Annotated in this window: 14 protein-coding genes and 5 tRNA genes; 6 read left to right on the top strand and 13 right to left on the bottom strand. The window is 55.7% G+C overall.

From position 1 onward, the window contains the following. Position 1: 1 nt before the first annotated feature. The 13 genes from HMPREF2854_RS05475 to HMPREF2854_RS05415 all read right to left on the bottom strand — a co-directional run bounded on the left by HMPREF2854_RS05475 (position 2) and on the right by HMPREF2854_RS05415 (position 11,116). Complete coding sequence (locus tag HMPREF2854_RS05475) at positions 2-1,177, bottom strand: glycosyltransferase family 4 protein (protein WP_070620125.1); 1,176 nt, start codon at positions 1,175-1,177, stop codon at positions 2-4. Continuing rightward, on the bottom strand, positions 1,174-2,064 hold the full coding sequence (locus HMPREF2854_RS05470) for a phosphatidylinositol mannoside acyltransferase (RefSeq protein ID WP_083309411.1): 891 nt from the start codon (positions 2,062-2,064) through the stop codon (positions 1,174-1,176). Before HMPREF2854_RS05470 ends, HMPREF2854_RS05475 begins: the two co-directional genes overlap by 4 nt. After that, positions 2,061-2,681: a phosphatidylinositol phosphate synthase gene (gene pgsA, locus HMPREF2854_RS05465; protein WP_070620123.1), complete on the bottom strand. Its 621-nt coding sequence runs from the start codon at positions 2,679-2,681 to the stop codon at positions 2,061-2,063. The genes HMPREF2854_RS05470 and pgsA overlap by 4 nt, the downstream gene beginning before the upstream one ends. Beyond that, on the bottom strand, positions 2,681-3,223 hold the full coding sequence (locus tag HMPREF2854_RS05460) for an HIT family protein (protein WP_070620120.1): 543 nt from the start codon (positions 3,221-3,223) through the stop codon (positions 2,681-2,683). Before HMPREF2854_RS05460 ends, pgsA begins: the two co-directional genes overlap by 1 nt. Continuing rightward, positions 3,223-5,220: a threonine--tRNA ligase gene (thrS, locus tag HMPREF2854_RS05455; protein WP_070620117.1), complete on the bottom strand. Its 1,998-nt coding sequence runs from the start codon at positions 5,218-5,220 to the stop codon at positions 3,223-3,225. Before thrS ends, HMPREF2854_RS05460 begins: the two co-directional genes overlap by 1 nt. Positions 5,221-5,301: 81 nt before the next feature. After that, positions 5,302-6,351 (bottom strand): lipid II:glycine glycyltransferase FemX, encoded by a 1,050-nt coding sequence (locus tag HMPREF2854_RS05450; RefSeq protein ID WP_070620114.1) that lies wholly within the window; start codon positions 6,349-6,351, stop codon positions 5,302-5,304. Between the two features lie 91 nt (positions 6,352-6,442). Then, positions 6,443-6,517: transfer RNA gene (locus HMPREF2854_RS05445), tRNA-Val, on the bottom strand. 1 nt (position 6,518) lies between these two features. Beyond that, positions 6,519-6,589, bottom strand: a tRNA-Cys gene (locus HMPREF2854_RS05440). 33 nt (positions 6,590-6,622) lie between these two features. Continuing rightward, positions 6,623-6,695, bottom strand: a tRNA-Gly gene (locus tag HMPREF2854_RS05435). Positions 6,696-6,784: 89 nt separating this feature from the next. Beyond that, a complete protein-coding gene (locus tag HMPREF2854_RS05430; RefSeq protein WP_261666669.1) occupies positions 6,785-8,692 on the bottom strand; it encodes a heavy metal translocating P-type ATPase in 1,908 nt (635 codons plus the stop codon). Positions 8,693-8,862: 170 nt separating this feature from the next. Beyond that, entirely contained in the window at positions 8,863-10,818 is a 1,956-nt protein-coding gene (locus HMPREF2854_RS05425; protein ID WP_148130906.1) for a SpaA isopeptide-forming pilin-related protein, read from the bottom strand. A 149-nt stretch (positions 10,819-10,967) separates the two neighbouring features. Next, positions 10,968-11,042, bottom strand: a tRNA-Val gene (locus tag HMPREF2854_RS05420). 1 nt (position 11,043) lies between these two features. Then, positions 11,044-11,116 (bottom strand) — tRNA-Gly (locus HMPREF2854_RS05415). A 286-nt stretch (positions 11,117-11,402) separates the two neighbouring features. Between HMPREF2854_RS05415 and HMPREF2854_RS05410 the strand changes: the two genes are divergently transcribed. From HMPREF2854_RS05410 to HMPREF2854_RS05385, 6 genes are all read left to right on the top strand, one after another. Beyond that, positions 11,403-12,077: a sensor histidine kinase gene (locus tag HMPREF2854_RS05410; RefSeq protein WP_186822491.1), complete on the top strand. Its 675-nt coding sequence runs from the start codon at positions 11,403-11,405 to the stop codon at positions 12,075-12,077. Continuing rightward, positions 12,074-12,748: a response regulator transcription factor gene (locus HMPREF2854_RS05405; RefSeq protein ID WP_070620105.1), complete on the top strand. Its 675-nt coding sequence runs from the start codon at positions 12,074-12,076 to the stop codon at positions 12,746-12,748. The genes HMPREF2854_RS05410 and HMPREF2854_RS05405 overlap by 4 nt, the downstream gene beginning before the upstream one ends. Before the next feature lie 115 nt (positions 12,749-12,863). Further along, positions 12,864-14,243 (top strand): MFS transporter, encoded by a 1,380-nt coding sequence (locus tag HMPREF2854_RS05400; protein WP_070620102.1) that lies wholly within the window; start codon positions 12,864-12,866, stop codon positions 14,241-14,243. A 72-nt stretch (positions 14,244-14,315) separates the two neighbouring features. Then, complete coding sequence (locus HMPREF2854_RS05395) at positions 14,316-15,320, top strand: extracellular solute-binding protein (RefSeq protein ID WP_158237784.1); 1,005 nt, start codon at positions 14,316-14,318, stop codon at positions 15,318-15,320. After that, the gene (locus HMPREF2854_RS05390) at positions 15,317-16,924 is read left to right on the top strand and encodes an ABC transporter permease (protein WP_070620096.1); all 1,608 of its coding nucleotides are present in this window, start codon (positions 15,317-15,319) and stop codon (positions 16,922-16,924) included. Before HMPREF2854_RS05395 ends, HMPREF2854_RS05390 begins: the two co-directional genes overlap by 4 nt. Positions 16,925-16,938: 14 nt before the next feature. Continuing rightward, positions 16,939-18,015: an ABC transporter ATP-binding protein gene (locus HMPREF2854_RS05385; RefSeq protein WP_261666672.1), complete on the top strand. Its 1,077-nt coding sequence runs from the start codon at positions 16,939-16,941 to the stop codon at positions 18,013-18,015. The last annotated feature ends 10 nt before the right edge of the window (positions 18,016-18,025 follow it).

Below are 18,025 nucleotides of genomic sequence, written 5' to 3'. Positions count from 1 at the left end.
GCTAATCCCTTCTGTTAGCAAAATACTGGCGCAACGAATCTATCAGCGTATCCGTGTTCTCCACCTCCACACTGGCAGTTCCAACCACGGTGGCGTATACCGCGAGGATCTTGTCCGTCACTACACCCCAGTCGTACATCTTCGACGCCTCGTGCCCCGTTTCGGCCAACCGGGCAGCCTCTTCAGGGCGGGCGAGGACGTCGTTAATAACCCGCGCTAAATCGGCCGAGTCAGCCGAAGTGAATAGGCGCCCCAGAGCTCCCCCATTGAGCACGAGGCGAAAAGCCTCAATATCAGAAGCAATCACCAGCGTCCCGGCCGACATTGCTTCAACCAGGACGATCCCAAACGACTCTCCTCCAGTTTGCGGTGCTATATAAGCAGTTGCCCCGTGATAGAGCGAGTTGCGAGTCTGCGGATCCACGTCCCCTGCAAACTCGACGTTGTCCGGGTACCTCTCCATCAGCTCGCGCACCGGCGCATCATCGCCGCGCCCGGCAATTATGAAGCGGACATTCGGATGCCGGGCCACAACCTCGTCTATTGCGCCGGCAAGCACGTGCAATCCCTTGCGCGGCTCATCGATGCGTCCAATCCAAAACAGGGTCGGGCGCTCCCGCGTGCCCTTCCACTTTTCAATATCGGGTGCATTCGCAAACGGCTCGCGGTAAACCCCGTTGGGAATGATGACCGCGTCACCGCCCTGGTGTTCAATGAGGGTTCTACGCGCCTCGTTGGACACCGCGATCCGCCCGCTAATGCGATCGAGTAGAGGCCGCAGAATGGGAACGGCCAGCTTCAACGACCTCGATTTCACCATTGAGGTGTGGAACGTGGCAACGATAGGGCTTTTCGAGTTCGCCAAGGCAATCAGCGAGATTGAGGGGGCCAGAGGCTCATGAATATGCACAACATCGAATTTGCCTTCTTCAAGCCACGCTTTTGTTTCACTCACTGCTTTGGGACTGAGAGACAACTGGGCAACCGAACCGTTGTAAGGCACCGAGTAAGACCCAGAGACCTTGCAAACAAATTCGGGAACATCGGCCTTTTCAACCGGGGCGAGCACACTTACCTCATGCCCGCGACGAAGAAGCTCAGTTGCAAGATCATTCACGTGATATTGCACGCCACCAGGCGAATCAAACGAGTACGGGCAAACAATCCCGATCTTCACTGCGTGTCCTCCCTCTTGGCACGCTCCCTGGCGCGAGCGAGCCGCGCGGGATCCAAATCCTCTACAAACAGCGGTTGCATCATGTGCCAATCCGCAAGGTTCGATCGAATGAGCGGCACAATAGCGTCCACCCAACGCTGTGTGTCAGCCGGTATGTCGCCGGTTACCTCTACCTGCCTGGCATGCAGGTGATAGGTTGCTTCCCGACCCGGCAGGCGGCTCATGTGCAGGGCAAATAGCGGAGCGTCCAACTGACTAGCAAGAGCGGCCGGCCCAGCCGCAACCAGCGCACTATGACCGCCAAAGTCTACTTCAATGCCGCTACCTGAAATATCGCGATCGGCAAGCAGAGGAACCATCACATGCTTGCCCCGTACGTATTCGCGGAGCTGCTCGAACACACCCCTTTTTGCAGCGAACACTTTCATGCCAAACGCTGCGCGGCTTTCCACAAAGTAGTCGAATAACTCCGGTGGTTCGAGCGCCTCTGCAACCGTAACGACCGGGGCAAGATGAAACGAGGCGAAGGCCGCAGCTAGATCCCAATTTCCCCCGTGGGTCATCGCGATAACGATAGGGCCGTCCTCTTGGGCAACCGCTTGAGCCAAATCGTCGTCAACAGACATACTTCGTGTAATCCGCGTTTTGCTCCACCCGGGCAGCGAGGGAGACTGAGCGAACATTTCAAAATAGGATGCAAATGCCTCGCGAATATGCGCGCTATCCAACGGCTTATCGCTAAGGCGCTGATGGTTTGCAATCAGTTGCTGCTTGGACTTGGAGTCAAATAACGAGGCCACAACGCCGCTACCTCGACCAAGACCCGCCGCTACCCGTGGGGGTACGTGTCCGAGCGCCTTAAAAGTCGTAACGAGGCCGTGGCTCACTTACCGCTCAGCTCCCGCTTCACAGCGAAAATGCGCTGAGCCACCGTAAAGAGTGAAGCAAAGGCAACCCAGGTGAGGGCGAGCGCCATGACCCAAAGCGGTAGCCCCAAGCCAACCAGGAACGCTCCCACAAGCCCAACGATTAGTCTGTCCGTACGCTCGGCAATACCCACCTTCGCCTGCGCGCCCACAGCCTCGGCTCGGGCTCGAGCATATGAAACCGTCACCGCGCCAATCATCGAAATGAGGCCAGCTATGAACGCCCAGGTTCTCTCCGAGGAAGGAGCGTAGTGCGCGGCGATCGCAAAAGTGAGGGAGCCGAACACGGCACCATCACTGAGCCGGTCAAGAGTGGAATCGAGGAAGGCCCCAAAGGTGGATGAGCTACCGGTCAGCCGCGCGAGAGTTCCATCAAGCGAATCTGCGAATAGGATAACTGCCAGCACGATTGGTCCGATTATCCATTGTCCAGTTCCTAGAAGGCCTACAGCGGCCGCGATAGAGAGGACTGTACCCACTACCGTCACTTGGTTCGGCGTGACGCCAAGGCGAGCGAGCACCTTGGCTGGCCCCGTGAAAACCTGCTTTACCAGTCCCCTACCATGATTTCCGAGCATTACACACGCTCCCAGTTTGCAACCAGAATCTGCCTCGCATCCTCAATCAGCTGCGGCACAGCCTTGGTCTGCCCAATCACGGGCAAGAAGTTCGCATCCCCCTTATACCGGGGTACAACGTGCTGATGCAGGTGCGCCGCAATACCTGCGCCCGCTACCTCGCCCTGATTCATCCCCAGATTGAAGCCCTGCGCCCCCACTGCCGTGGTGAGTACCTCCATCGCGCGCACGGTTAGCTCCGCAATCTCATTGCGCTCTTCCACGCTTATGTCCGGATACAGCGAAATATGCCTATAGGGGCATACCAGTAGGTGGCCGGAGTTATATGGGAATAGATTCATGAGGACGAACGCGTGCTCACCTCGATGAACAATCAGGCCCTCTTCATCGCTTAGCGAAGGCGCGCGACAAAAGGGGCAGTCGCAGCTACTAGTCGTTGCCGGCTTTTCTTCGCCCTCAACATACGCCATGCGGTGCGGCGTCCACAGACGCTGGAATGCGTCCGGGACCCCCGCAAACTGAAGTGAGCTTTCTACCTCCATCAGTTATTTCGCCGTTCCTTCACCGCTGTGACAATGCGTGCTACTGCCTCGTCAACGGGTACGTTGTTGTCTTGCGAACCATCCCTGAAGCGGAATGAAACCGCGCCGGCCTCTGCGTCCTCACCGCCCGCAATCAAAGTGAATGGAATCTTATCCTTCGACGCGTTGCGGATCTTCTTACCAAAACGGTCATCCGACTTGTCCACTTCTACGCGAATGCCTTGCGCACGGAGCTTGCCCGCGACTTCCTCCAAGTAGTCCGTGAAGACGTCGGCAACCGGAATCGCCCGAACCTGTACGGGAGCGAGCCACGCCGGGAAAGCACCCGCGTAGTGTTCAGTGAGGACAGCAAAGAAACGCTCGATGGAGCCAAACAGAGCGCGGTGAATCATCACCGGACGTTTGCGCGTACCATCAGCCGCCGTGTACTCCAGCTCGAAACGCTCGGGCAGGTTGAAGTCCAACTGGATCGTCGACATTTGCCAAGTGCGACCGATAGCATCCTTAGCCTGTACTGAAATCTTCGGGCCGTAGAATGCTGCACCGCCCGGATCTGGAACTAGATCCAAACCCGAAGCCGTAGCTACTTCTTCGAGCGTACGAGTTGCCTCTTCCCACGTCGCATCGTCACCTACAAACTTGTTCGGATCCTTCGTGGACAGCTCCAAGTAAAAATCATCGAGGCCGTAATCGCGAAGCAAGTCCAGTACGAACTCAAGGAGACCGGTTAGCTCATCCTTCATCTGTTCACGCGTGCAGTAGATGTGCGCATCATCCTGGGTAAACCCGCGCCCGCGCGCGAGGCCATGGACCACGCCCGACTTCTCGTATCGGTAAACCGTGCCGAACTCAAACAGACGTAGTGGGAGGTCGCGGTAAGAACGCCCCTTCGACGCAAAAATCAGATTGTGCATAGGGCAGTTCATCGGCTTCAGGTAATAGTCCTGCCCCTCCTTCACAACCTTTCCGGTCTCTTCATCAACAACCTCGTCCAGGTGCATAGCCGGATACATACCGTCCTTGTACCAGCTCAGGTGGCCCGACTTCTCAAAAAGCGCACCCTTGGTGATGTGCGGCGTGTACACGAAGTCATAGCCGGCCTCAATATGACGCCTGCGTGAGTATTCCTCCATCTCCATGCGGACAATGCCGCCCTTCGGGTGGAATACGGCCAAACCGGACCCAACCTCGTCCGGGAACGAGAACAGGTCAAGCTCGTTGCCCAGCTTGCGGTGATCACGCCTCTCAGCTTCCTCAAGACGGGTGATGTAAGCCGTCAGTTCATCCTTCGATGGCCATGCAGTACCGTAAATACGCTGCAGCTGATCGTTGGCCTGGTTACCCAGCCAGTAAGCGGCCGAAGTCTTCATCAACTTAAAGCCGTTTCCGATCAGCTTCGTATTAGGAATGTGTGGGCCGCGGCAAAGGTCGGTCCAAACCGTCTCATCCTTGCGATTGCGGTTGTCGTACATCGTGAGCTCACTGCCCCCGACCTCAACAGAAGCTCCCTCGGCGTCTGTATTCCCCTTTGATGAGATGAGGTGAAGCTTATACGGCTGATCAGCCAGTTCAGCCTCGGCTTCCTCTGCAGACACGACGCGGCGGCGGAAAACCTGGCCCTCCTTCACGATCCGCTTCATGCGCTTCTCGATCTCTTTGAGATCCTCGGGGGTAAATGGGTCTACGTTGCCGAAATCGTAGTAGAAGCCATCCTTGACCGGCGGACCGATTCCCAAGTTAACCTGCGGGTTGATGTCCTGTACCGCCTGTGCCATTACGTGCGTACACGAGTGACGCAAAATGGCCAAACCTTCGTCAGAGCTGATATCAATGCCTTCGACGGTAGCGCCCTGCGGAATCTCCAGGTACAGATCCTTAGCCTCGCCGTTTACTCGCATCGCGATAATCGTGCGCTGATCCTTGAAGAACTCCGTACCGGTGGTACCCGCCTCAAAAGAGACTTCTTCACCATCAATTTGCGCCCTGATTTCGGCCACGAGAACTCCTAATAATCTTCCAAACGAATTACTAGTTGTTATCGTACCGCGCTCGCACGGTCCAGTGTAAAAGGTAGCCGGCTATCGAACCTTGTTGAGGAGCTTTTCACCCAGGGCTCGCGCACCCGTATAGGCCCGTTTCCCCTGCTTCGCGATGCGCAACCCATCGTAAAGGACAGGATGAACTGGAAGATCCCATGCGCCATCGACCTCGGTCGCAGCCGCGGCGAAGCGACGCTTGTATATGCCGAGCTCATACAGTTCAGGGAACCGTGTTGAATCCACGCCCATGAGGTCAAGGCTAACGATGCCCTCTTTGCCCAGCTCCAGAGTTGTCCAGCAATCCAAGTACTCGCTGGCCAGCACTTGCCTACCCGCGCTAGAGTGCGCGCCATAGTAGGCTGCGGCTTCGCCGTCATTCATAACAACCATTACCCAAGCGACTATGGCACCCTCGTAGCGCACCCCGTACAGACGCGCGTGATTCGGGCGAAGCGCGTCCAGCATGTTCCAGTACACGCTGATCGGGTGAATCGAGAAACCATTTCGATTCGCCGTCTCTGCAATGACATCGTAAATCTCATTGAAAGCCTCGCGGTCAATATCGGTGAGGTCAACCGCCTGAGCTCCCCCCTCTTGCGCGCGTTTGAACGAGCGACGCATAGAGCGACGCCCCTCCTTAGGCATTGCGGCAAGCATTTTTTCCATATCGCCACCGCACGTGTCGATGAGGACCGTCCTGTCATAGGACATCGTATTAATCAGCTCTTTCAGATCCGGAGCCGAATACCTCGCGTGCAGGCGCACGAACGCAACCTTTGGATCACGTTTCTTGACCTCTAAGACAAGTGCCTCACGGAGCGCAGCCTCGTTGTCAGGCGACTGCGAACGCAACCAAACGGGGCCTTTTTTTGCCCACAGGAACTTCACGCCGCGAATATCGTGTTCAGTTAGGGAAATTAGTGCGATAGTCCGCCCGGATTTCACAAACTCATAACGACCGAAAACCTTGCGGCCAACCCGCGTTTCAAAATCGTCCCATGCACCAGATTGCTCGACTGGAAGAGGCTTCACGCCAGCTGCCTTAACTTTCATTTCTTCAGCCGAGATGCGAATCAACTCATACGTCATGGAACTCCCCGTCTACAGATGCTTCAACAATGCTACATGTTAAACCGGTTTGGAATAGCCCGTCGCAATAAGGCAAGGAAGGAGAAAGTATTGGTGGGCGATACTGGGTTCGAACCAGTGACCTCTTCCGTGTGAAGGAAGCGCGCTACCACTGCGCCAATCGCCCGAGGTGGGTACCGGATTCGAACCGGTGTATACGGCTTTGCAGGCCGCTGCCTAACCACTCGGCCAACCCACCAAAGTTGGATTACCAGCGACCTGGCCCCAACAGAGCGGATGACGGGACTCGAACCCGCGACCCTCACCTTGGCAAGGTGATGCTCTACCAACTGAGCCACATCCGCGTACTGGACGCACCATTTAGCACGTTGCTATTTGGTGCATGCGCTACTTTACGCGATTTATTTCAGTAGAACAAATCCGCGCAACAAGCCTAGGGCTCGACGATTAAAGACTGTAGAGAACTCAGCTTTGTGCTGCTTCCTTCTTCATCGAACTTCTTCAGCACTTCGTCGATTGGTGTCTCGTCCTTACCGGGGCGAGCTGCCAGTAGTGCCCACAAAATGCATGCCAAATCGATGATTTCTTGCATGAACGCGCCAACTACAGCCGGCATCATGCCGGTTGCACCGATCAACATGAGGATTATCGAAAGGCCCACGCCAATACCAATCGCTTGCATGGCAACCCTCATTGTTCGCTTACCGATGGCGACAGACCTCGCGGCACGGTAAATGTCATCAAGCATCACAACCACATCGGCAGATTCAGAAGCAGCGGATGAGCCTCGCGCCCCCATTGCGATGCCAACATCTGCAACTGCTAGGACGGGAGCATCGTTAACACCATCGCCTACCGCCGCAACCGGATGTTTAGCCGATTTCACTGCGTCAACTTTCTGCTTGGGAAGCAGGGAGTAGCGGACCTCATCAATACCAACCATGCCGGAAATGGATTTCGCAGTTTCCTCACCATCACCGGTAATCATCATGACGTGTTCTACGCCAAAGTCTTTGAAAGCTGCAACCGTGGTGGCCGCGTCTGGACGCACCTTATCTTCCAGGCTAAACGCGCCCGCCCACTTACCATCAACGCGCGCGTGGACCAGTATCTGCCCAGAATGGAGCTTCACTTGTTTCATGCCATCACTTAGCCACGAACCAGAGCCAACCTCTACCTTGTGACCAAGTACCTCTCCAGTAACACCCTTGCCGGTTGTCTCGGTAACGTTTTGCGCTAAAGGCACCTGAATGTCCAGCTGTTTTGCAGCCGCAACAATCGCAGAAGCAAGGACGTGTGCGGAGTAGCTTTCAACGGCAGCAACCATGGAGAACAGTTCTGCCCCGTCAACACCCTCCGCCACGTAAATGTGAGAGAGCTGCGGGTCACCAAAAGTAAGAGTGCCCGTCTTATCCATTGCAACCGTGTTGATTTTTGAAAGGCGCTCAAGCGTGCCCGAATCTTTGATAATGATGCCTTCCTTCGCCGAACGGTTCATGCCGCCCAGGAATGCGACCGGCGCCGCAATGAGGAGCGGGCACGGCGTTGCTACAACGAGCACCTCAGCGATGCGAACTACGTCGCCCGAAATCCAGCAGGCAATGCCAGCAATGATGAATGCGAACACGGTGAATGGAACCGCAACCTTATCCGCCAGGCGCACCGCCGGCGCCTGAGAATCCTGCGCCTGTCGAACAAGCTCAATGATCTTTTGATACTGCGACTGTGCTGCAACCGCTGTAGCGGTCATAATGATCGCATCCGCGCCATTAACGCCGCCAGAAAGCAGCTCATCTCCCTTGCGGCGTTCCACCGGAAGAGGCTCTCCAGTCAGCGAGGATTCCTCAGTCAGAGCAAAATCGGACTCCAATACGCCATCCACTGGCACCACTTCACCTGGACGTACAAGCAGGCGAGCACCGAGTTCAACTTCTTCGATCGGCACGTCCTTGGGCACCCCGGCGTCATCTAATACATGGGCGACGGTAGGCGCGCCCTCCAAGAGACCCGTTAGCTGGGACCTCGCTCTATTGCCGGCGAAGTCTTCCAACGCCTCACCGCCCGAAAGCATGAGGCAAACGATCAGGGCGGCCCAATACTCGCCCACCAAAACCGTGGAGGTTATCGCAGTTATGGCCAGAAGGTCTACGCCCCAGGCGCCTCCCATGATTTCCTTGACCATGTCCCACGCAAGAATCAGGGCCATCACAAGAGCGAACGCGGATACGTACCAGCGCACCCAGCCCACATTGCCAAGCTCAAGGAGGCCGGCCGTTACACCAACAAATAGCGTTGCACCAACTTGCGGGTACGACTTGAAGAACTTAAAAACGGAATGCATAGCCACATTGTCATATACGAAAATCTGGCTTTCTAGCATGAGTAGGCTGTCCTAACTATCGCAGGAGCCCTCTGCAAACAGCGGGTTCTGTAATTAAGAATCGGGTGCCCGGTAGATACCAGGCACCCGATTCATTTGGCGTCGCTACGATTCACGCCGCATACATACCGTTACTGCGCGTTCTTCCTCCGAACGACAGTGAGAACCGCTCCTGCTACAAGCAGAATCACTGCAGCAGGCCACAGGGGCGCTACACCGGTCTTTGGCAGATGCGGAGTAGGCGGAGTGGTTGGCTCAGTGCTCGGCTCTGTGGTTGGAGGAGGCGGAGTCTTGTAGTTCTTGACGCTTACGTCTACAGGAACCGCCACGGGATTGCCCTCATCGTCCTGTTCAGTCTGCAAAGGAACCTCAAATGGAGTGTACTCATTCAGGATCTCATAATCCTTAGGGGCACTAATTTCGCGCGCAAAGTAATTGCCCGGCTCCAGGGCAGGTTCTCCTTCGGGCGTAAACGTACCATCTGCTCCAGTGGTAAACGAACCATCTGCGTTAAAGCCTTCTAGCACGACCTTGCGAACCAGCTTGGTTTCGCAGTTGGCTGGGGCGGTATTGAGCATCTCCTGTAGTTCACTCGGTGAGGACGGGGTGCGCACCGGGCAAACGGTAATCTCTTCCGTATTGGTCAAATCTGGTTCAACACCACAGGGGGATGGTTTATCGTTGACCAGCTGATATAGCTCAAAGTGTGCACCTGCCAGAGCGGTGCCGTCCCCATCCTGCTTAGAGAGCTTGAACGTGCCCGGATTCTTCTTGTAGGTAAAATACATGTGCTGGGTCTCTACGCCCGGCGTCTTGTGATACGACAGCTCGAAGTTTGGCGCCTCGGACTTAACATAACCAGGCATATCCATGCGCCCGTCTTTAAGGATAGGCAGGTCGTTGTCAACGTATGTATAACCCGGGATATCCTTCCTCACGGACTCAAAAGTCGGCTTGTAAGGAATGTTCTTTTCCCCGTAGGGCATGAACGTTTTCGACTCACTATCCCAATTCATCATTGTCAAACCCGAGAGCGACGTCCAGTTTCCTAGTTGCCCTACGTAAAACTCGTACGGGTAACGCGCTAGTGCATAATTCCCAGATCCATCTTGGAACTTAACTTCTCCCGGATTCTCCACTACCCCAGCTAACTCGGGGTAGATGTCGGTGATGCTCTGCTGCGCCATCACAGGCTCTAGCAGCTGATCTTCCAAACATGTAATGGTGGTGTAAGTAGATCCCTCGATCGGGCCGGACCAGAATGACTGGCGTCGATTCGGAATTTTTGCCTCTTCGTCGACATTCTGTACCGCACGGTATTCAGAATCGAGAACATAGCGATAGTCGGCGTAGGCTGGAATGCTCACGTACAGGCCGTTTGCCTTTGCGCCAATCGAACCACCTTGCGTATCGCCAGTAGAACCGGTACCAATAGACATACCCGCATGATCTCCATCGGCAGGCAGGTAAGCGTCCCACTGGAACGTGTGTTCCTCATCGTTATAAAATTCGTCGTCGAACACTACGTGCACTGGTTCGAAGAAATCTCGCGGGTTATTGTTACCCAGGTGCCTCCATGACCCGTCGTTGTTCTTCACGACCACGCTATCTTGACTGGATGGGTCATATTTTTCGGCTGGTACCGGTTTGCCGTCCATCGTGAAGTTCTCGACCGGCTTCCAGGTATAAGGATCGTTGTCACTTCTTCTGGTGTACTGCCACGTCACGCCAAGGCGAAAATTAAGCGTTGGAGCCATGTCCGGATCAACGGTGTCGTATTTAAACTTCATCGTGGTGCGCACGCCATCACATGGATTAAGTTTCGCTCTGAAACCAAAGTGTGAAAGCCGCGTAACTTCGTTCTCATCGGACCTTATACAACCATCGCCCGGATCGCCCTGCTTCCAGTTTTTGTCAACCTGGCCGTGGATCCACTCAAAGCTCAAGTCGTAGTCAGGGAACGGTCTTTCAGCTGCCTGTGCGGGAGCAGACGAAATGGTATTAAAAACCAAAAGCGTCACGAATAGCATCGCACTCAGCGCCAGTGCGACCCCTCGTTTTAATACTAAGAATCTTGAATCAGTCAAGGTCTTCACCTTCAAAGTGTTGCGGACACATCTGAAGTAGCCAAGATTCCAGATGATGTCCGTGTACGGATGGGTACAATAGGACTATATGCCTATACAGGCAGAAAACAAAGCAAAACGAGAAAAGCGGCTCCTTCGGGCCGCTTGGATGGTGGGCGATACTGGGATCGAACCAGTGACCCCTTCCGTGTCGAGGAAGTGCGCTACCGCTGCGCCAATCGCCCGAGCGGATGACGGGACTCGAACCCGCGACCCTCACCTTGGCAAGGTGATGCTCTACCAACTGAGCCACATCCGCGTAAGTGTCGTTTAACGAACATCGACAAGCTTAACGGACATTCTAGCTTTTGGCAAAACCAACACAGCCCCGCCCCAAACAGCTATATTCTGCGGATTACTCGCGCAAAACTCATCTAGATGCAAAGATAGGTACGGTGATCTTAGTTACGCCCTCATTAAACATTTGGCTCTGCTCTCTGGGCCTGATCGCGCTCATATCGACGATTCTCATACCGTTTGCATGGCGCGAGCACCGAAAGAATAAAAAGCCAAGCAGCGGCGCGACAGTTGTTCCGAGTATGGATGTGCTGGCCCATGAAATACGCACGCCCCTTTCTCTAATCAAAGGGGCGGCTGAGCTCCTTGAATCTGCCGGCCCCCTCACCGAAGAGCAAAAACAGTTCACCAAAACCATCCAAGCCAACGCTGAACATGCCATCACAACCGCAGAAGACTTCCTCACACTTGCCAAACTCGATGCGGGTGAGGGGTACCTTGCAGTCGAAAATTTTGACCTCCGTGAGCTTACTCGCGACACGGCCCGAGAGATGCGCTCAATCCACGACTTTCCGATCCTCCTGACCGACTCTGGCGAACCGCTTCCCATCACCGCCGATCCTGCCCTAATAAAACACGTGCTTTGGAACCTCATCAATAACGCTGTGCGTCACGCAGGAGCGGACAGCCAAATCCTTGTTCACACCTACCCCAGCGCGAATAGCAGGTGCATCGAAGTTCGTGACCTCGGCTCCGGAATCAACCCCAGCGAAAGAGACTCACTCTTCGTTCCATTCCAGCAACTCGGAGCAAACGGACAAACACCCGCCGGGCAGGGCGCCGGCCTCGGCCTCGCAATCGTCGATAGAATCGTTACACTTCACGGCGGAGAAGTGCTTGTAGATAGCCTGTGGGGGCGCGGAACGTCCATTCACGTTCTCCTGCCAAACACTCCAACGCAGCCGGTTAGGAAGCGCAAATGAAATACCTTGCACTCGTTGTCGATGACGAGAGGCAAATGACAGAAATTGTCAGCTTCGCCCTCGAAACAGCCGGGTTTGACACAGTCACCGCGCACGACGCTGCCCACGCATGGCAACTCTTCCAAAGCCGGCCGGTTAGCCTCGTAATCCTCGACCTCATGCTGCCCGACATTTCCGGAGCAACCCTCGCCAAACGGATTCGAGCGAGCTCGGATGTGCCCATCATTATGCTCACAGCGCTTGGTGACACCGCGCAGCGCGTTGCTGGCCTTGAGGCGGGAGCCGACGACTACATTGCGAAACCGTTTTCGCCCCAAGAACTAATCCTTCGCGCCAAAGCAATCGTTCGCCGTACCATGCCAGCGCCGGCCGAGCCCGTCACCAACGTCGGGCCGGTAATGATCAAAATGGACGCGGTATACGTAAACGGGACGGCGGTAGACCTTTCTGAAATCGAACGAAAACTATTTCGCTGCCTGCTCAATCACCGGGGTGAAGTTGTGCCTGTGCGCACCCTCCTCAACGAAGTGTGGAACACCGCAGCGACTGCGGGAGGGCGCAACATGGTGAAAACCACGGTTTACCGGTTGCGAAAGAAGCTGGAAGCGGCGGGATTACCCGAAAGCACTATCCAATCAGTACGCGGACGCGGCTACACACTGTCTATGTAACAAAGCTGTTACCAAGTGTGACCGTCGCACGCGAAGGTGTTACTCCCCCGCAGTCAAACTGGGAACGTAGGCCAAATGGCTAAGTCCAATTCTCGACTGCACATTGGAGTGCCAAATGAACAACTCTTCGATTCCAAAGTGGCTGCGCGCCCCCGCACCGGCAAAGCGCCTACCCCAGGACGTCGTTGACCACATGTACCCCCGCCTTCGACTCCAAGTATTTCTTGGCATTTTCATCGGCTACGCGGGCTTCTACCTAATTCGCAACAACATTTCTGCGGTCGCTCCGCTCCTCATGAAAGATACGGGCATCGACACCGTAGGCATCGGTATCATCGCTAACGCTGTGCTGTTCTCCTACGGCCTGTCCAAGTTCTTCTCGGCGATGCTGTCCGACCGTTCGAACGCGCGCTACTTCCTTCCCCTTGGCCTTGCACTTTCGGCTGTAATGAACCTCCTCGTTGCATTTGCACCGTGGACTACCGCCTCTGTTGGCATCTTCGCAACCGTTATGTTCATCAACGGCTGGTTCCAAGGAATGGGCTGGCCCCCGTGCGGGCGTGTACTCGTTCACTGGTTCTCCACCTCAGAACGTGGCTGGAAAACTTCCCTTTGGAACACCGCCCACAACGTTGGTGGCGCAGCTCTTCCCGCCCTGATCGGTGTTGGTCTTGCCTGGACTTCCAACAGCTGGCAGGCAGCCTTCTGGGTACCGGCCGTCGTTGCCCTTATCGTTGCGGTAATCGCATTCTTCTTGATCCGCGACACCCCTGAATCAATCGGCCTGCCCCCAATCGAGGAATACCGCGACGACCCGGCTAAGGTCAGCGTAGACGATGGCGTGCGTATGTCCGCGAAGGAACTCATCTTCAAGCACGTTCTCACCAATCACACCATCGTCATGCTTGCGGTTGCGAACGTATTCGTATATTCACTACGCTACGGCGTGCTCTCCTGGATCACTGTGTTCCTCGCCGACAAGCATCACGCCGAGATTGGTTCTGGCCTGGTTGGCTACGCCGTGTTCGAACTCGCTGGCATCCTTGGCACCATCCTTTGTGGCTGGCTATCCGACTCCGTATTTAAGGGCTACCGCTCCGGCACCGGCATTCTGTTCACCATTGCAACTGCAGTCGCCATTGCTGCCTACTGGCTCATGCCGGTTGGTACCCCGATGTGGGTCCTTATCACCCTCGTTGGCCTTATCGGCGGCCTCATCTACGGCCCGGTCATGCTGATCGGCCTCCAGGCAATCGACTTGTCGCCCCGCAACGTTGCAGGCACCGCAGCGGGCTTCACGGGTCTGTTCGGCTATCTGCTGGGCGCTACCCTCGCTTCTACGGGCGTTGGCATCATCGTCCATAAGTTTGGCTGGGACGCCACCTTCATTTGCTTCATTGTTTTCGCCATCATCACTGTGATCTTGTTCGCGATCGTTGGTCGCGACGAGAAGAGACTAATGGCGCAGCGAACTGCAGGCCATCAGGCCCAGTAGACATCCACCTGGATGAATGGGAATCAAAGTGGGGCGCGGTTTTACCGCGCCCCACTTGGCTACACTTACACCATGCGTATCCGACTCCGCTTGGTGATGGGCGCCCTCATGTGTGCCCTCCTCACTGCGGCGTGCGCGCCGACAAGCGAGCTCATATTCCTGTGTTCTAACGACGAATCTGTATGCGAACAGTGGCGTGCAGATTTTGAACACGACTCGGGTATCTCCACCCGATTTTTGCGCCTACCCACTTCCGAAGCCCTCGCACGTCTAACTTCCACGCGCGGCGAACCTGAGTTCGACATCTGGGTGGGCGGACCCTCAGACGGCTACGTCCTCGCTAAAGAACGAAACCTCCTACAGCAATACAGGCCAACGGGTTTTGATACCATCCCTGAGCGGTTTAAAGACGCAGACGCAGCTTGGTTTGGCGTTTACGGATCCGTACTGGCTATTTGCACAAACCCAGAAGTCATCGAAGCAAACGATCTCCCCCGCCCAACGAGTTGGAAAGACCTGGAAGATCCGCGCCTCAAAACATGGATTTCGGCGTCCTCTCCCCTCACTTCAGGTACCGCGTTCACCGCGCTATGGACGCAGGCGAAAATTTTTGGATCCGAGGCGGATGACCACCTCGAAAAGGTTTACGCAAATGTCGCGCGGTTTACCCACTCGGGGACTGCGCCCGCAAGCGTGATTGCGGCGGGGGACGCAGCAGTCGCAATTTCCTTCGCACCCTACTGTGAGCAACGGTTTGGGTCCGGGGCGCGGCTTGATGTGACGTATCCGAGCGAGGGCACGTTTTACGAAGTTGGTGGCGCTGGACTTCTTGCGGGCACACGCTCCCAAGCTGAGGGTGAGGCAATGTTGGACTGGCTATCGAGCAGGTCTGGCCAGGAAGCCATGGCGAAGGCCGGTATTTCCCAAAGTCCGATTAGTAGGCAGTTGCCGGACAATCTGGAGAGTCTCTTGGCAACGTCGAATGTGAACATCATGGATGCGACTTCAGATGAGGTGGCGCAAGATCGGGCGCGGTGGATGGAATGGGCAGCGAATCATCTGGAGTTTTCGAAATGAGTTGGAGGCGCCTACAAGCTCGCATGCCCGCGATCTTCGACACGATCGCTACCATTATTCTGGTTTCTAGCATGTTGGTTGGTTTTGGCTATCCGGCATTCGTTTTGATTCTTAGTGCTGTGGTAAGCAAGACAAATGTGGCGGGCAACGAAGTGCTGGAACCCGTGTTTTGGTCAGTGCTTGACAGTTCTATCGTTGCTTGTATTGCCACTGTTCTCGCAACTATTTTGACCGCCCTTAACCGATCTTTACCCCGCTCCCTCTCCCGCATTTTTGACGTGATCATTCTTATTCCCGCAACATTTTCCCCATTTGTAATCGGGGCCGCTGTCTGGCGCGGGGTGGGGCGCGGAGGCATTTTGGATCCGGGGTTCTTCCCTCCCTTCTTCGGCCGTCTCGCCGTAATATTTACATTCACTTTGGCTTTGTCGCCCTATGCTTATGCGCTACTGCGCCTATCGACTTTAAAGGTTCCGCTAGCGCTAATTGATATTTGTCGCGTGAACGGAGCTGGCGAATGGAAGATTTTTAGGCACACCGTGTGGCCCAGAATGCGGCGCGGATTACCCCTTGCCTGGCTGGTGGTCTTCATTCTGTCCGTCTCTGATCCGGTGGTTCCCTCCCTTCTGTCATATCCGCATCCAAACGCCTCACGGGCGGTGTGGACACTGACAACAGCGCTCGGTGACACCGGCGGGGCGGCGCGCATATCCTTGGTTCTGCTGATGACGACTCTTGGGCTTGGAGCTATAGCTTTTCGCGCTTTGGAATCGCGCGACCTGCTGGGCGCGTTTCGCGGTTTCGAACCAGATAGTAACCGCACTTCGTTCTCTCAGCCGGTGGGCTTGGCGCTCTGGCCACGGGTGGCTACGGTAAGTGCCTTGGCCATAGTAACCACTGCTCCAGTGATATTCATGGTTGCTCGGGCGGGAACGAACCAGACTTCCTCATCCCCCATGGTGATCACCACTGCGCTTGTCATCTCGCTATTCACGGTTGTCGGTTCTATTGTGATTGCCGGTAGTGGACTTTGGTTGAAAGCTCGCCGGCCCGGCCGCCACGTGGTTGATATGCTCTTCGGCCTGGCCCTGATGGTTCCCGGTGCCACCACAGGAAGCGCGCTCGGCCTCGCTTACGGGCCCTCCTCGCATCTTGCGGTAAACCTCTCCTCAACAGCGCAACCGGTCATGGCGTCACTACTAACCGTCGCAGCCTACCTGACTTTGAGCGCGCCGCTTACCTACGTGAGTGTACGCGCCTACGGACGAGTGCTCCCCCGGCAGGATTTTGAAACTGCCCTCATGCTTGGTGCAAGCGTTGCGCGGGCGGCTCGAGTGAGCGCACAAACCTGGTTGCGCCAATCTGTGGCTATGTCCATCACCATCGTGCTTGCCGTTAGCGCCGTGAGTGTTGCCCCCATCATGTGGGTCACTTCTCCATCCACACCGTTGCTCGTACCCTACCTATACCGGCTTATTGATCACGCACAATTTGGGTCCGCCGTCCTCCTCGCCCTCACAATCTCTGCCATCATTTTGCTGTTACTGTTTATTTCGTCCCTGCTACTCAGGATTCGCACTAGGAGCCGAGGGAGCCAGTTTTGAAACCCAGCTTGAGCGTGCAAAATCTGAACCTCAACCGTCACGGCCGTAGTGTGCTTAAAGACATCGATCTTGCGGTCTATCCAGGCGAACTTGTTGTTCTCCTTGGACCCTCCGGCGCGGGCAAATCCACACTTTTGCGAGTCATTAGCGGCCTCACGCGTCCAAGCTCGGGCATGGTGCGCATGGGAGAAAAAGACATTAGCTCTCTGCCGCCCCAGCAGCGTCCAAGCGCCATGGTCATGGATTCGCCCGCGCTCTTTGGCCACATGACTGTACAACAAAACATCGCTTTTGCCGTAAATCGCGACCTGTTCGATTCGACTCCTGACGAGCAGGTTCTTGTGGCAATGACGGTGTTGAACATCCGTGACTTGGCAAATCACTACCCGGCAGAGCTTTCCACCGGTCAACGCCAAAAGGTGTCGCTGGCCAGAACCCTGGTGCGCCGGCCGCAAGTACTCCTATTTGATGAGCCACTGGCTCACGTTGACGCATTTTCGGCCAAAACCCTGCGCCGCGAAATCCTGCGCGTACACAAACGAATGAACTGCGCGTCTATATACATCACACACGACGTGAAAGAAGCCTTCTCTATCGCAGACCGCATCGTCTACATGGAAGACGGGGCCATTGTGCAAGATGATCTGCCACAAGAGATTCACGACGGGCCCGCGACCCTTTCAATCGCTAAACACCTTGGTGCAACCACGATCATTTCCACCTTAGCGAATACGAAGAGGCTAGTTTCCGGTGAGGTGGTGGCGAGCGCGCATGTTCTTGGCAACGACCTGACCATCGCCGCATCGCCAAACATCGACGAAGGCGAGGGCGTGCCGATCGTCATCGTCGGATACCCCGACTCGGTAGATATCCATCCTGCCAAGTCTGCCTCCCGATTTCCTATCCGCGGCAACATCGGACAGATAGTTCAAAGCACATACACGGGCGAAACCTACCGGCTTCGCATAGAAACCGAACGCGGGGCGATCAGCGCTGATGTTCGAGCCAACGAGCTTGCCGGTAGTGAAGGAGACCGCGTCAGTATCACGCTACGCGAGGATCTACTTTGGGCATTACCCGCCCAAAACTAGCCGCCATCGC

The organism is Actinomyces sp. HMSC075B09 (assembly GCF_001812395.1).
GTDB classification, from domain to species: Bacteria; Actinomycetota; Actinomycetes; order Actinomycetales; family Actinomycetaceae; genus Gleimia; species Gleimia europaea.
Note: the sequence above shows the minus strand (reverse complement) of the source record. Positions and strands in the feature narration are given on the sequence as shown.

Bases quoted from the DNA above. Each gene is read 5' to 3' on its own strand.
- HMPREF2854_RS05395 (WP_158237784.1), top strand. From the start codon at position 14,316: ATGCGTATCCGACTCCGCTTGGTGATGGGCGCCCTCATGTGTGCCCTC.
- HMPREF2854_RS05460 (WP_070620120.1), bottom strand. From the start codon at position 3,223: ATGGAGGTAGAAAGCTCACTTCAGTTTGCGGGGGTCCCGGACGCATTC.
- HMPREF2854_RS05405 (WP_070620105.1), top strand. From the start codon at position 12,074: ATGAAATACCTTGCACTCGTTGTCGATGACGAGAGGCAAATGACAGAA.
- pgsA (WP_070620123.1), bottom strand. From the start codon at position 2,681: ATGCTCGGAAATCATGGTAGGGGACTGGTAAAGCAGGTTTTCACGGGG.
- HMPREF2854_RS05390 (WP_070620096.1), top strand. From the start codon at position 15,317: ATGAGTTGGAGGCGCCTACAAGCTCGCATGCCCGCGATCTTCGACACG.
- HMPREF2854_RS05400 (WP_070620102.1), top strand. From the start codon at position 12,864: ATGAACAACTCTTCGATTCCAAAGTGGCTGCGCGCCCCCGCACCGGCA.
- HMPREF2854_RS05450 (WP_070620114.1), bottom strand. From the start codon at position 6,351: ATGACGTATGAGTTGATTCGCATCTCGGCTGAAGAAATGAAAGTTAAG.
- HMPREF2854_RS05430 (WP_261666669.1), bottom strand. From the start codon at position 8,692: ATGCATTCCGTTTTTAAGTTCTTCAAGTCGTACCCGCAAGTTGGTGCA.